Origin of the sequence: Rhodoferax koreense (assembly GCF_001955695.1) — a bacterium.
Taxonomy (GTDB): Bacteria; Pseudomonadota; Gammaproteobacteria; order Burkholderiales; family Burkholderiaceae_C; genus Rhodoferax_B; species Rhodoferax_B koreensis.
In genome coordinates, this window is sequence record NZ_CP019236.1 from 428,826 (window position 1) to 441,820 (window position 12,995).

Below are 12,995 nucleotides of genomic sequence, written 5' to 3' on the forward strand. Positions count from 1 at the left end.
CCGCCGTGGCGGGGCGCCGTCTGGTGCTGAAAACCTTCGCCGGTCTGGCCGTGGCGAAGGGCCTGCCCGTGTGGGCGCAGGATGCGCAAATGTTGGAAACCATCCCGCTCTGGCCCGGCACGCCGCCCGACGGGCCCGGGCCGAGCGGGCCCGAAGCCACCAGCGCAAAGGGTTCGGTGACACGGGTGGTCGAGCCGCGCCTGCGGGTGTACCTCCCGGCGCAGTCCAACGGCTGCGCCATGCTGGTGATCGCCGGGGGCGGCTACGCGCACATCGAATGCGGCCATGAAAGCACGCCCGCGGCGCGCTGGCTGCAGGCGCAGGGCGTGACGGCGTTCGAACTGGTCTATCGATTGCCCCGCGAAGGCTGGGCGCAGCCGCTGGTGCCGTTGCAGGATGGCCAGCGTGCGATGCGACTGATCCGTGCGGGCGCCCAGTCGTTCGGCATCGACGCGGCGCGTATCGGTGTGCTCGGATTTTCGGCCGGCGCGCACCTGGCCGGCATGACGGCGGTGGCGCCCGATGCGCCACGCTATGCGCCCGTCGATGCCGCGGATGCCGTCTCGGCCCGGCCCGACTGCGCGGCGCTGATCTACCCGGTGCTCACGATGTTGCCGCCGTTCGACCACACGCATGCGCGGCGCGAGTTGCTCGGCGCACGTCGATCGGCGGCGGCCGGCGAGGCACTGTCGGTGGAAATGCTGGTGACGCCCGCCGCGCCGCCCATGTTCCTGGCGCAGGCGGTGGACGACACCGTCTCGCCCGTGGACAACAGCCTGCGCATGTTCGCCGCGCTGCGCCAGGCCAAGGTGGCGGCGGCGCTGCATCTTTTCACCACCGGCCAGCACGGTTGGGGCATGGGCCCGCCAGGCAGCGAGGTGGCGGCGTGGCCGGGCTTGTTCGCCACCTGGGCTGGCCAGCACCGCTGGTGGCGCTAGCTATTTGGCAAAGGCCTTGCGCGAGCCGTCTTCGAAGACTTCGTCGTCGCGCAGCAACTGGCCGCCCGCGTCCCACACCCGTTCGCGGCTGATGCGGCCACGGGTATCGTACAGCGACTCGCCGACCAGTTTGCCGTCTGCGTCGAAAGCCTGGTGTCGGCCCACGGCGCGCCGTTCGTAGCGGCCCAGCAAAGCATACCGGCCGGTGCGCGCGGGTTGGCCGTTGTCGTGGAAATCGGTTTCGTCGATCACCTCGGTTTCGCCGTCGCGGCCATGGACGGCGCGGCTGCGCGGCTGGCCATTGAGGTAGTAGCGGACGTCGCTGGCCAGTCTGCCGTCCGCCCAGCGCTGTTCGCGCGTGAGGCCGCCGCGTTCCGAAAATTCCTTCTCGGATAGTTTGGATGCGGATTTGTCCTCGAGCTGCCAAACGGTTTCGCGCCGCAGCACTCCGTCTTCGGCGAAGCGCCGCTCGGTGCGTGTGCCGCTTTTCACCTCGTCCACGCGCGCCGGCTGGCCGCTCGCGTACAGATCTTCCAGCTTCTGCCGCTGGCCGGCTTGATAAAACACGCGCGCCTGCAACACGCCGGCGTCGTTGAACAATTCCACCGGCGCGGCGCTGGCGCCGAAGCCGCATAGCTTGGCATCGTCGACTAGCGGTGCGAGCAGCGGTTGATCGCCACAACGCAGGCCGCGCAACTGGCCGCGTGGCGTGAATTCGGCGTAGGCCAGTTCACTCTTGTTGGCGCCGCCGTAGAACGTCGCACGCTGCAACGCGCCGCCCGCGTGGTTGCGCCGCACGAGGCCGACCTCGCTGCCGTTGTCGTACGTGGCTTCGCGCAGCACCTGGCCGTCGGGTGCGAATTCGCGGGCCAGGCCCTGGCTGTTGCCGCGTTCGTTGACGCTGCGTTCGCGCAGCAGCTTGCCGTTCTGGAAGAAGCGCTCGATGCCGATGAAGCGGCCGTTCTGTAGTTCCTGCTCGCGCATGAGCTGGCCGCTGTCGCGGTCCTTGCAGCGCATCAGGCCGGTCTTGCCCGCGGTGGTGTTGCCGTTGGCGGGGTTGACGGATTCACCATTGAGCGTGCAGTCCTGGATGGCATGGGCGGAGCCTGCGAAGAGCAGGGCGGCGGCCATCGGGAGGCAACGTTTCATCCGGCCAGCTCCAACGTCAGCTGCTTGATGCCGCGGATCATCATCTCCACCGAGACGGCGACCAGCACCAGGCCCATCAGCCGTTCGAACGCCGTCACCACGCGCTCGCCGATCACGCGCTGGATGCGGTCGGCCAGCAGCAGCACGATGGCGCAGACCGTCATGGTGACGATCAACGCGGCAATCCACTCCACGCGGCGCTCCGGCGCCTGCGACACCAGCAGCAGCACCGTGGCCAGCGCCGACGGGCCGGCCAGCATCGGGATCGCCAGCGGCACGATCAGCGGCTCGCCCTGCACCGCGGCCTCGGCGTGTTCGGGCGCCGGGAAGATCATGCGCAGCGCGATCAGGAACAGCACCACGCCGCCGGCGAGTTGCAGCGACAGCTGGCTCAGGCCCATCACGCGCAGGAACGCGTCGCCCATGAACATGAAGGCCAGCAGCAGCGCGAAGGCGATCAGCACTTCGCGGACGATCACGTAGGGCCGACGCTCCGGCGCCACGTTGCGCAGTGCATTGGCGAAGATGGGGATGCCACCGAGCGGGTCGGTGATCAGCAATAAAAGGATCGTCGCCGACGCGAAGGTGTAGCCCATTGCCGGCTACTTGGCGTAGACCGCTTCGAGCGACCTGAAGCCCTTGACCTCGATCGGATTGCCGAACGGGTCGCAGAAGAACATGGTCCACTGCTCGCCGGGTTCGCCTTCGAAGCGCACCTGCGGCGGGAATTCGAAGGCCGTGCCGGCCGCCTGCAGCCGCGCGGCCATGGCCTTCCAGTCAGGCAGCGCCAGGATGATGCCGAAATGCGGCATCGGCACCATGTGTTCGCCCACGCGGCCGGTGCGCGTGGTGGCGAAAGGCTCGCCCAGGTGCAGTGAGATCTGGTGGCCGAAGAAGTCGAAATCGACCCAGGTCTCGGTGCTGCGGCCTTCGGTGCAGCCGAGCACGGCGCCGTAGAACCGGCGGGCGGCGTCGAGATCGCGGACGTGGAAGGCGAGGTGGAAGATGCTTTGCATGGCCGTGATTATCGCGCGCGCGGCCCTGAAAGCCCCCGCACGGCACCCGCCCAAAGGGCGCTGCGGCATGCTGGACGCCGGAATCGCCGAACCGCCAAGGAGCCCCCGACCATGACCCCCACCGAAACCCGCGCCATCGTCACGCTGAGCCTGCTGGCCGCTTTCGCCGACGGCGAAAAACACGAGCGCGAACGCGCCGAGATCAAACGCATCGCCGAGGGCCTGTCTCAGGCCGACGGGGTGAGCCTGCCCGCGCTGTACCAGGACGTGTTGATGAAACGTGTCGATGTGGCCTCGGCGGCGGGCGCGTTGACCAGCGTGGACGCGAAACAACTCGCCTACGAAATGGCGGTTTGCGTGTGTGACGCCGACGGCGCGCATTCCGCAGCCGAGCAGCGGTTCCTCGCCGACCTCAAGACCGCGCTGGGCCTGGGCGCCGCGGCCGACCAGTTCACGCAGCAGGCCGAAGCCCTGGCCGCGGCGCCGCTGGCCACGGCCGCCGCCGCGCCTGCCGCGGTGAACGACGCCGAACTCGACAAGACCATCCTGCATGCCGCCATCCTGAATGGCGCACTCGAGCTGCTGCCCGAATCGCTGTCCACCATGGCCATCATCCCGCTGCAGATGAAGCTGGTCTACGGTATCGGCCGGGCGCATGGTTTCGAGCTCGATCGCGGTCATGTAAAGGATTTCCTCGCCACCGTGGGCGTGGGCCTGACCTCGCAGTACCTGGAGCAGGCCGGCCGCAAGCTGCTCGGCGGCTTGCTGGGGCGTGTCGGCGGCGGGCTGCTGCGCGGCGTCGGGCAACAGGCGGTGAGCACCGGCATGAGTTTCGCGTCCACCTATGCACTCGGACACGTGGCCAGGCAGTACTACGCTGGCGGGCGGACGCTGTCCACGCAGATGCTGAAGCAGGCCTATGACCGGGTCACGCAGGAAGCGCAGGGCCTGCACACGCGTTACCTGCCCGCGATGCAGGAAAAGGCGCGCACGCTGGACGCGGGCAAGCTGCTGGCCATGGTGCGCGGCGGCTGAGCCCGCACATCGCCGCCGAGGCCGCATTGGAGTAAGCTGTTGCACACAAAAAAGCCCAGCCCCATTCCACCTTGGAGACAACCCGATGAGCGACGCACCCAATTTCGACTTCAGCAAGTTCGTGCCCGGTTTCGATTTCCTGCAGAACCTCGCCAAGGGCGCCTCGCAGAAGATGCCGCAGATGCCCAAGCTCGGCAACTGGGTCGCGCCCACCATCAATGTGGAAGAGCTGGACAAGCGCATCGACGAGCTCAAGGCCGTGCAATTCTGGCTCGACCAGAATGCCACCGCGCTCAAGGCCACGATCCAGGCGCTGGAGGTCCAGAAGATGACGCTGGCCACCCTGCGCGGCATGAACTTCAGCATGGGCGACCTGGCCGATGCCTTCAAGATCAAGACGCCGGCGCCGGCGGCCGAACCCTCGCCGGCGCCCGCGGCTCCGGTGCAGGAGACCGCTGCCGCCACCGACGACGACGCCAAGGCGGAGGATCCGCCCGCGAATGCCGCAGGCGTGGCACCCGGCGTGGTCGATCCGCTGCAATGGTGGAATTCGCTGACCCACCAGTTCCAGCAGATCGCCGCCAGCGCCATCAAGGACGCCACCGCCAAGACCGCGGTGGACGGCAGCACGGCTGCCAATTTCGCCAAGGAAGCCTTCAAGAGCGCCGAGGAATTCGCCAAGGTGGCGACCAAGCCGCTGACTGCCGCGGTGGCCAAGCCGGCCGCCAAGGCCGCTGCCAAGAAGGCCCCGGCCCGCAAGGCCGCGAGCAAGACCAGCGCCGCCGCGAAGAAGCGAACGCGTTAGATTTTCAAACCAACCCTGAGCACCCGCGGAGCCGCAATGAAATTGTTCCCCTATGGCCACGCGACGCATCCGCAGTGGCGCATGGCCGCCGGCCTCGTGCTGGCGCAACTGCGCGCCCACATGGCCTTGCCCGACTACGCCAGCGCGCCGACGCTGGGCCTGCTCTACATCACCGACCACTACGCCACCGAGGCGCAGGAGATCCTCGACCACCTGGGCGCCGAGTTGCCCGAGGTCACCGACTGGTCGGGTACGGTGGGTGTCGGCATCGCCACCAACAACGCCGAATATTTCGATGAACCGGCGATGGCGGTGATGCTCTGCGGCATCCCGAGCGACCAGTACCGCGTGTTTTCCGGCGTGGCACCGCTGGGCATCGGCTTCGAGGCCCATACCGCGCTGGTGCACGCCGATGCAGGCACGCCCGACGTGGTCGACCTGATCGCCGAGATGGCCGCGCGTACCGACACGGGGTACCTGTTCGGCGGGCTGGCCTCGGGCCGGTCCAAGGCCGTGCAGTTCGCCGTCGGCGGCAACGGCAACATCAAGGGGCACGGCGCGGCGGGGGGCGTATTCAGTGGCGGGTTGAGCGGCGTGGCTTTTGCCGAGGGCGTGAAGCTGGTGTCGCGCGTGACGCAGGGCTGCCAGCCGATCGCGCCGGTGCGCACCATCACCGGGGCCGAAGGCAACGTGGTCACGACGCTGGACGACGAGCCCGCGCTGGCGGTGCTGATGCGCGACCTCGGTGCCACGCTCGAGCAGCCGCGCGACGCGTTGGCCAAGGTGCGTGCCACGCTGGTCGGCCTGATGCCGGCCCCTGGGTCACCGGGCAGCGATGCCGTGGCCCGTGCGGGCAGCTTCGGCAGCGACGTGGTGGTGCGCCACATCATCGGCCTCGACCCGGGGCGCCAGGGCGTGGCCCTGGCCGAGGTCGCCACCGTGGGCACCCGCATGGCGTTCTGCCAGCGCAACATGGCCGCGGCGCGGGCCGACCTGGTGCGCATCTGCGCCGAGATCCGCGAAGAGCTCGAACCCGAGGAAATGCCGATCGAAGCCGCCACCGCGCTGGCCGCGCCCGAGGCCCAATCCGCGCCGCACCCGGCCCGGCGCATGGCCGGTGCGGTCTATGTGAGTTGCGCGGGCAGAGGCGGCCCCCACTTCGGCGGGCCGAGTGCCGAGATGCAGATCGTGCGGCGGGCCTTGGGCGACGTGCCGCTGGTGGGGTTCTTTGCAGGCGGCGAGATTGCGCGCCAGCATTTGTATGGCTACACGGGTGTCCTGACCGTGTTCACCGCATAAGGCAACCACCCCCGTTCGTGCCGGGCCTGTCGAAGCCCGGGGACCAGCGCTTCGACAAGCGCAGGCCCTTCGACAGGCTCAGGATGATCGGCTGCCCTTCGACAAGCTCAGGGCGAACGGCTCAAAGGCTTAATAGCTTAGCGTGTCGCGGGCGCGATCACACCTGCGATGGGTGTGCCCGTCATCCCCGTGAACGCGAAGTCCACCTCCGGCGCCAATCCGCTCACGATGCGCGCCACCGACTTGCCGGAGCCGCAGGCATGCGTCCAGCCCAGCGTGCCGTGGCCGGTGTTGAGGAACAGGTTGGGCAGCTTGGTCTTGCCGATCAGCGGCACGTTGCTCGGCGTGGCCGGGCGCAGGCCGGTCCAGAACTGGGCCTGGCTCGCATCGCCCGCGCCGGGAAACAGTTGCTCCACGCGGCGCACGATGGCTTCGCAGCGCACGGCGTTCAGGTCGCGGTCGTAGCCATTGAATTCGGCCGTACCGGCGATGCGCAGGCGGTCGCTGCCGTCCGAGGTGTAGCGCGAGAAAACGAGTTTGAATTCGTCGTCCGTCAGGCTGACCTGGTGCGCCATCGAGGCATCCTTCACCGGCATCGTCACCGAATAACCCTTGGCCGGGTAGATGGGCAGGCGGATGCCCAGCGGCTGGGCCAGCAGCGGGCTCAGGCTGCCCATGGCCAGCACCACGGCGTCGCCGCGGATGCGCTGGAAACGGCCCTCAAAGTCGGTCGCTTCCACATGGTCGATGCGGCCACCCAACTCGCGCAGCGCGGTGATGTTGTGGCTCATCAGAAACTTCACGCCGTTGGCCTCGCATTGTTGGGCCAGCGCCCGCGCGAACTTGTTGGCGTCGCCCGATTCGTCTTCCTGCGTGTAGGTGGCGCCGGCCAGTTGCGGGCGGATGTGGCGCAGCGCGGGCTCCAGGCGCACGGCTTCATCGGCCGAGATCACCTGGCGGTCGCAGCCGAGCGCGCGCATCTGCTCGGCAGGGGCCTGCGCCGCGTCGAATTCCTTCTGCGTGGTGTAGAAGTGCAGGATGCCCTGGGTGCGCTCCTCGTACGCTATACCGATGTCACGGCGCAGCGCTTGCAGCGTGTCGCGGCTGTAGGTGCCCAGGCGCACGATCTGCTCGATGTTGTGGCGCGTGCGCGCCGGCGTGCATTCGCGCAGGAACTGCAGGCCCCAGAGCCACTGCCGCATGTCCGCGCGCAGGCGAAACAGCAGCGGCGCGTCTTCGCGGCCCAGCCACTGCAACAGTTTCAGTGGTGCGCCCGGGTTGGCCCAGGGCTCGGCATGGCTGACCGAGATCTGCCCGCCGTTGGCGAAGCTGGTCTCGGCCGCGGGCGTGGCCTGGCGGTCGATCACGGTCACGTCGTGGCCGAGCTGGTTGAGGTAATAAGCGGAGGAAACGCCGAGCAAGCCGGCGCCGAGTACGGTCACGCGCATGATGAGAACCTTTTAGCGGTCTAGCGCTTGAGGGTCGTGCGTGAGTAGCTATGGAAAATGTAGCAACCCAGGCTTGTGCCTCAAGTTGCCGCTCCCCCTGTCCTTGGTACCTGAGAGATTCGCCACCGGCACGCGCCAGCGGGTTGCTCCTTCGGTGCACCATGGCTGGCATGGTGTCTCTTCAGACGGCTTTTTCAGTGGATGCAGTACGGGACCTGAGCGTTCATGGGAGTTTGCGCCTTCGGTGGAACGGCGTGGCCGTTCGCTCTCCTGCGGCGCGAATTGTACAGGCGATGTCTTCGGGCGTGTGTGCGGCTTGCGTTTTTCAAACCGCGTTGCCTTGCGGGCGAGGCTCCTGCGCCAGATCGGCGTAGTCCACCGCGTACTTGACGAGGGCGGCCCGGCCTTCGATGTGCAGTTTGCGGCGCAGGTGCAGGCGATGCGTCTCGACGGTGCGGATCGACGCGCCCAGCCTGGCGGCGATTTCCTTGTTGGAGTGGCCTTCGGCCAGCAGCGCCAGCACGTCGGCCTCGCGTTGGGTCAGGCTCCGCGGCGATCGCTGCGGTGGCTCGGTGTTGTCGAGGAACGTATGCAGCGCGGGGCTGAAAAAGCGTCTGCCCGCATGGACTTCGGTGATCGCCTGCACGAGTTGTTGCGCCGGTGCGTCCTTCAGCACGTAGCCGCACACGCCGAGGTCGATGGCGCGGCGCACGTATTCCGGATCGCAATGCATGGACAGGACCAGCACCCGGATCTGCGGGAAGCGCTCGCGGAACAAGGCTGCCAGGTGGATGCCGCTGCCGTCCGGCATGCGGATGTCGGTCAGCACCAGGTCGGGCTGCAGCGCGGCGGCCAGGGCCAGGGCTTCGTCCACGCCGGACGCCTCGCCAGCCACGCCGATGTGCTCGGTCGCCTGCAGGCGCATGCGCACGCCATCGCGCACGAGCGGGTGGTCGTCCACGAGCAGTACCCGGATCGGTGCGCTCATGCGGGCAAGGCGCCAGTTGGGGCCATCGGCGACCAGCCGCTGCCCGGTATCTCCTCGTCGGGCAACACGGCGCGGATGCGCGTGCCGAAGCGGCTGGAGGTGATGCCGAAGCGTCCGCCGAGGCCTTCGATGCGTTCGCGCATGTTGCGCAGCCCGATGCCGTCCCTGCGGTCGGCCTGCACCTTGCGCACCGCAAAGCCGTTGCCGTTGTCCAGCACCGACAGGCTGACCCGGTTGCCGCTGAACTTCAGCACCACGTCGATCCGCGAGGCCTTCGCATGGCGTTGCGCGTTGGTGAGCGCTTCCTGTGCGACGCGGAACAGCGCGGTGCTGTGGCTGGTGGGCAACGTCAGCGGGTCGCCGCGCAACACGAAGCGCAGGCGGCAATCGCCGTGTTGCTGCGCCTGCTCCGTCAACAAGGCCAGGGCAGCCGCCAGGCCCAGGTCGTCGAGCAGGGCCGGCCGGAGGCCGTGGGACACCCGGCGGATCTCCACCAGCGCCTCGTTGAGCCGGGCCAGGCCGGTGTCGAGCACCTCGGCGGGCGCGGCGGCCGGATGGGCGGGTGTCTGCAATTGCAACTGAGCCGTCTCCAGCAGGAATTTGGACGACACCAGGACCTGCACCACGCCGTCGTGCAACTCCCTCGAGACCCGCAGCCGCTCGTCTTCCTGCGAACGCACCACGCGCTGCGCAAGGCGGCGCAGCTTGGCGCTGAGCACGCGGTGGTCGCTGATGTTCAGTGCCAAGCCGGCGATGCCGATGAGCACGATGCAGGCCGCGGCGATCGCATAGATGCGCAGCCGTGTGGCATGGATGTTCTCCTGGGCGCGCTGGTCGATGCGGCGCAGTGTGTTCTCGACGTCGTCGAGGTAGATGCCGGTGCCCACCACCCAGTCCCAGCCGTCCATCAGCGTGACATAGGCCAGCTTGGGCACGGTCTGCTGCGAAGAAGGTTTCTGCCAGTGGTAACGCACCATGCCGCCGCCGTTGCGCGCGGTGGAAATGATCAGCTTGGCCGGGATCTCGCCGACGGGGCTGGACGGATCGCACAGGTCGACGCCGGCCTGGCCCATCTGCCGCGCATCGAGCAGCACGTTGTTGTCCTTGTCGTAGACGAAGAAGTAACCGTCGCCGCCGAATTTCATCGAAGTCAGCACCGCCAGCGCCTGCCGCTGCTGCGTGGCCAGCGGCTGGCCATTGCTGGCGATCTGCTGCAAGGCGCTGGTGGCCAGTTGCACGTAATGGCGGAGTTCGGTTTCCTTGCTGTGCAGATAGGCGGACTCGACAAGTTCGCGTTCCTGGTGCGCGAGTTTGAGCGTCTGGTGTTGCACCGTCAGCGCCACCAAACCCAGTGCGAGAAGGATGGGCACGGTGGTGAAAAGGGCCAGTTTCAGCCGTAGTTGCATGAAAAACGGGTTGGATGGTGAATGGACGAGGCCTGACTATCTTCTGCTGGCGAATGGCGTCAATCGGGTTAACGCTATTGGCAAAGGATGAAATGCACCTTTTGGGTGCTATTCGAATTCGAGGCAGGAGCGCCGATATTTCTGAATGCTTGCGTAGTAGTGCGTAGGGGAAAGAGATGGTGTGGCTTCGCTGGGCGAATTCTAGAATTCATCAAGCAAATTAACCGCTTCGATATCTGTAAATAACCGGAAGAAGGTATTTGCCGAGACTGGGATATTCAATTGAATTCAAGAATTTCCAGTTTTGTTTTTGCTGTTTATTAGAAAAGGGAAATACCATGGTTCAACGCAAACAGTATCGAAATACGAGCAGCCTGATTGCGGCATTGGCCGTCGCCGCACTGTTGGGCGGCTGCGCCGTGCCAGCCAAGCGCGAAGTGTTGTCCACCACGCAGATCTATCCGGCGATCGGGCCGTATTCGCAGATGGTGGCGCACGGCAACACGCTTTATTTCTCCGGCGTGTTGCCGTTGAACGCAGCCGGCAACGCGGTCGTCGGTACCAGCATCGAGGAACAGACCCGCGCCGTGCTCGACTTCATCGGCGCCAAGCTCAAGTCGCAGGGGCTCGGCTACGAGGACGTTTTGTCGTCTTCGGTCTACATGAAGGACCTCAACGAATTCGCCGCGATGAACAAGGTCTACGGCGAGTATTTCCGCACCAATCCACCGGCCCGCGCCACAGTCGAAGTCGCGCGCCTGCCACGCGACGTGAAGATCGAAATCGCCGTCATCGTCGGCCGCCGCTGATCCATCCGAGCCACCCCGAATCAACCCACAAAGAGGCAATCCCATGAACGAAATCCAAGAAATGAGCCGGGCGGACGCTCGCAGTTCGGCGCCTGTCCAGGCCCGCGGCCTGGACGCGACCGGCTGGACCGCCAAGCGGCGAGACTTCCTGCGCATCCTGGGCTACGGTGCCGGCTCGATGGCCCTCGGGCCCATGCTTGCGGCCTGCGGCGACAGCAACGCGCAGACCACCGCAGAAACGCTGCGGGCGCAACTGGTACAGGACGAAGCCTTCTGGACCGAAGTGCAGAAGATGTTCATCCTTGATCCTTCGAAGACCTACATGAACATCGGCACGGCCGGCTCCATGCCGAAGGTGGTGCTCGACCTGTTCGCCGAGGAAAACCGCAAGAAGGCCGCCGATTCCGGCAACGGCTACTCCAATCTGCTGGCCCAGCGGCAGCAGGTGGCGCCGGGCTTCGGCGTCGACGCGGACGAACTCGCCTTCTCCGCCAACACCTCGTCGGGCATGTGCCACGCGATCCTCGGACTCGACTGGCAGCGCGGCGACGTGGTGGTCACCACCAACCACGAACACGGCGGCGGCGACACGCCGCTGAAGATCGCCACCGACCGCTACGGCATCGAGGTCTCGCGCATCGCCATGCCGGTGGGCAACAACCAGACCGCCGCCACCTATGTCACGCTGTTCGACGACCGCATCAAGCAGCTCAAGGCGCAGGGCAAACGCGTGCGCGCCATGATGTGGTCGTCACCGACCTACAAGACCGGCACCATGCTGCCGATTGCCGACCTGATGACGGTGGTGAAGGCGCACGGCCTGATCAGCATCGTCGACGGCGCCCACCTGCCGGGCATGATGGCCTACAACTACGGCGAGCTCGGCATGGACTTCATGTCCGGCGCGGGCCACAAATGGCAATGCGGCCCGGGCTCCACCGGCATCCTGGTGATCCGCAACAAGATCCGCGCCTCCAATCCGCTGCCCTTGCCCAAGTGGTACCCGATCCACACCAGCACCTACCCGGCGCTGGAGCGCGCCAACAGCGCCACCGCCACCTACGACGTGGCGGCCAGCGTGACCTCCTGCGGCAGCGTGCACACGCCGATGTTCCTGGCCCTGGTGGAGGCCTGCGCGCAATGGGACAAGATCGGCCGCAAGAAGATCGAGACCTACGACATCACGATGGCTTCCTATCTGAAGGAAAAAATCGTCGAGCGCTGGGGCGTGGACAGCCTGTACTCCCCCAAGGACGACCCGAAGCTGTTGTCCGCGTTGACCTCGTTCAACCCGTTCCAGGTCAAGACCGACGTCATGGACGCCACCAAGTCCAACACCTTCGTGGCGCGCATGCTGAGCGACTATCCGCAGCACTTCGTCGTGCGCAACGCCAACTTCTCGGTGATCGGCGCGCCGTCCGACCACTACGGCGTGCGCGTGTCGACCCATGTCTGGCACGACGCCAACGACATCGACCTGCTGGTCAACGCGATGTGGGACCTGTCGCGCAAGATGTGAGCCCGGTTCCTCGAACGTCATGCGGCGTGTCCCTGCGCCGGTGACCTGTGTTGCCCCCTCGTCGTCCACGACGCAGGGGGCTTTTTTCATGCGGGCGACGCATCGGTCCCGGGCTGGGCGCCATCCGAAAGGCATTTGGACATCGGCTGTGCCGTCATCCCGAAGGCCGAAATGGGCGCCCCGGCGTTGCTGAAGCCGCGTCGTTCGTAGAAGCGCAGGGCTGTGCACGTGCTCTCGAGGCGAAGCTGGGTGTCGCCGCGCGCTACGGCGTGCAACTCGATGGCCCCAAGCAAGGCACGGCCAACGCCTTGGTACAAGAATTCGGGCAGCGCGTAACACAACAGGATTTGCCCACCTTGGGGCCATGCCGAATCCCACAATGCGCGTTTCGACGGAAGCGGCGATGCAGAAATTGCTTGGCTGGGCGATCCACGCCTCGACGTGGTGGGCCTTTTTGTTGCGTAGCCAGGCTTCGACCAGTGCTTGCTCGTTTCGATGATCCTTGGCACAAGACTCTGTGATCGATCGACAGATCACGTTGCTGATGGCCCCGGCATCGGAAAGGCTTGCGAGACGGGTTTTC

General features: G+C 66.5%; 13 protein-coding genes and 1 riboswitch. Of the genes, 6 read left to right on the forward strand and 7 right to left on the reverse strand.

Annotated elements, in window-relative coordinates; translation table 11 throughout:
* Window positions 1–5 precede the first annotated feature (5 nt).
* Window positions 6–938 (forward strand): alpha/beta hydrolase, encoded by a 933-nt coding sequence (locus RD110_RS02035; protein WP_394329434.1) that lies wholly within the window; start codon window positions 6–8, stop codon window positions 936–938.
* Here the strand turns inward: RD110_RS02035 and RD110_RS02040 are convergent, their stop codons facing one another.
* The 3 genes from RD110_RS02040 to RD110_RS02050 are packed head-to-tail and all read right to left on the reverse strand — an operon-like array spanning window position 939 to window position 3,103.
* Window positions 939–2,087: a toxin-antitoxin system YwqK family antitoxin gene (locus tag RD110_RS02040; RefSeq protein WP_076196212.1), complete on the reverse strand. Its 1,149-nt coding sequence runs from the start codon at window positions 2,085–2,087 to the stop codon at window positions 939–941. It lies immediately after the preceding gene.
* Window positions 2,084–2,683, reverse strand: a complete 600-nt coding sequence (locus RD110_RS02045; protein ID WP_076196214.1) for a MarC family protein — start codon at window positions 2,681–2,683, stop codon at window positions 2,084–2,086. The genes RD110_RS02040 and RD110_RS02045 overlap by 4 nt, the downstream gene beginning before the upstream one ends.
* 6 nt (window positions 2,684–2,689) lie before the next feature.
* The gene (locus tag RD110_RS02050; RefSeq protein WP_076196216.1) at window positions 2,690–3,103 is read right to left on the reverse strand and encodes a VOC family protein; all 414 of its coding nucleotides are present in this window, start codon (window positions 3,101–3,103) and stop codon (window positions 2,690–2,692) included.
* A gap of 111 nt (window positions 3,104–3,214) precedes the next feature.
* Between RD110_RS02050 and RD110_RS02055 the strand changes: the two genes are divergently transcribed.
* The 3 genes from RD110_RS02055 (at window position 3,215) to RD110_RS02065 (ending at window position 6,242) form a co-directional block, all read left to right on the forward strand.
* The gene (locus RD110_RS02055) at window positions 3,215–4,138 is read left to right on the forward strand and encodes a YcjF family protein (protein ID WP_076196218.1); all 924 of its coding nucleotides are present in this window, start codon (window positions 3,215–3,217) and stop codon (window positions 4,136–4,138) included.
* 85 nt (window positions 4,139–4,223) lie between these two features.
* Window positions 4,224–4,943: a PhaM family polyhydroxyalkanoate granule multifunctional regulatory protein gene (locus tag RD110_RS02060; protein WP_076196220.1), complete on the forward strand. Its 720-nt coding sequence runs from the start codon at window positions 4,224–4,226 to the stop codon at window positions 4,941–4,943.
* 36 nt (window positions 4,944–4,979) lie between these two features.
* Window positions 4,980–6,242: an FIST signal transduction protein gene (locus RD110_RS02065; RefSeq protein WP_076196222.1), complete on the forward strand. Its 1,263-nt coding sequence runs from the start codon at window positions 4,980–4,982 to the stop codon at window positions 6,240–6,242.
* Window positions 6,243–6,379: 137 nt separating this feature from the next.
* On the opposite strand, the gene RD110_RS02070 is transcribed toward RD110_RS02065, so the two are convergent.
* The 3 genes from RD110_RS02070 to RD110_RS02080 form a co-directional block, all read right to left on the reverse strand.
* Complete coding sequence (locus RD110_RS02070; protein WP_076196224.1) at window positions 6,380–7,690, reverse strand: D-amino acid dehydrogenase; 1,311 nt, start codon at window positions 7,688–7,690, stop codon at window positions 6,380–6,382.
* Between the two features lie 87 nt (window positions 7,691–7,777).
* Window positions 7,778–7,885, reverse strand: a riboswitch (glycine riboswitch).
* A gap of 130 nt (window positions 7,886–8,015) precedes the next feature.
* Entirely contained in the window at window positions 8,016–8,678 is a 663-nt protein-coding gene (locus tag RD110_RS02075) for a response regulator (RefSeq protein WP_076196226.1), read from the reverse strand.
* Complete coding sequence (locus tag RD110_RS02080) at window positions 8,675–10,084, reverse strand: cache domain-containing protein (protein ID WP_076196228.1); 1,410 nt, start codon at window positions 10,082–10,084, stop codon at window positions 8,675–8,677. The genes RD110_RS02075 and RD110_RS02080 overlap by 4 nt, the downstream gene beginning before the upstream one ends.
* A gap of 338 nt (window positions 10,085–10,422) precedes the next feature.
* Here RD110_RS02080 and RD110_RS02085 point away from each other — a divergent pair, with 338 nt between their 5' ends.
* Together RD110_RS02085 and RD110_RS02090 are read left to right on the forward strand one after the other, a co-directional pair.
* Window positions 10,423–10,893 (forward strand): Rid family detoxifying hydrolase, encoded by a 471-nt coding sequence (locus RD110_RS02085; protein ID WP_076196229.1) that lies wholly within the window; start codon window positions 10,423–10,425, stop codon window positions 10,891–10,893.
* 43 nt (window positions 10,894–10,936) lie between these two features.
* On the forward strand, window positions 10,937–12,412 hold the full coding sequence (locus RD110_RS02090) for an aminotransferase class V-fold PLP-dependent enzyme (protein ID WP_076196231.1): 1,476 nt from the start codon (window positions 10,937–10,939) through the stop codon (window positions 12,410–12,412).
* 86 nt (window positions 12,413–12,498) lie between these two features.
* On the opposite strand, the gene RD110_RS28935 is transcribed toward RD110_RS02090, so the two are convergent.
* Entirely contained in the window at window positions 12,499–12,921 is a 423-nt protein-coding gene (locus tag RD110_RS28935) for a GNAT family N-acetyltransferase (protein ID WP_083686062.1), read from the reverse strand.
* Window positions 12,922–12,995: the final 74 nt, after the last annotated feature.

Coding starts and splice junctions, on each gene's coding strand:
- RD110_RS02040 (WP_076196212.1), bottom strand. CDS start 2,087: ATGAAACGTTGCCTCCCGATGGCCGCCGCCCTGCTCTTCGCAGGCTCC.
- RD110_RS02045 (WP_076196214.1), bottom strand. CDS start 2,683: ATGGGCTACACCTTCGCGTCGGCGACGATCCTTTTATTGCTGATCACC.
- RD110_RS02050 (WP_076196216.1), bottom strand. CDS start 3,103: ATGCAAAGCATCTTCCACCTCGCCTTCCACGTCCGCGATCTCGACGCC.
- RD110_RS02055 (WP_076196218.1), top strand. CDS start 3,215: ATGACCCCCACCGAAACCCGCGCCATCGTCACGCTGAGCCTGCTGGCC.
- RD110_RS02060 (WP_076196220.1), top strand. CDS start 4,224: ATGAGCGACGCACCCAATTTCGACTTCAGCAAGTTCGTGCCCGGTTTC.
- RD110_RS02065 (WP_076196222.1), top strand. CDS start 4,980: ATGAAATTGTTCCCCTATGGCCACGCGACGCATCCGCAGTGGCGCATG.
- RD110_RS02070 (WP_076196224.1), bottom strand. CDS start 7,690: ATGCGCGTGACCGTACTCGGCGCCGGCTTGCTCGGCGTTTCCTCCGCT.
- RD110_RS02075 (WP_076196226.1), bottom strand. CDS start 8,678: ATGAGCGCACCGATCCGGGTACTGCTCGTGGACGACCACCCGCTCGTG.
- RD110_RS02080 (WP_076196228.1), bottom strand. CDS start 10,084: ATGCAACTACGGCTGAAACTGGCCCTTTTCACCACCGTGCCCATCCTT.
- RD110_RS02085 (WP_076196229.1), top strand. CDS start 10,423: ATGGTTCAACGCAAACAGTATCGAAATACGAGCAGCCTGATTGCGGCA.
- RD110_RS02090 (WP_076196231.1), top strand. CDS start 10,937: ATGAACGAAATCCAAGAAATGAGCCGGGCGGACGCTCGCAGTTCGGCG.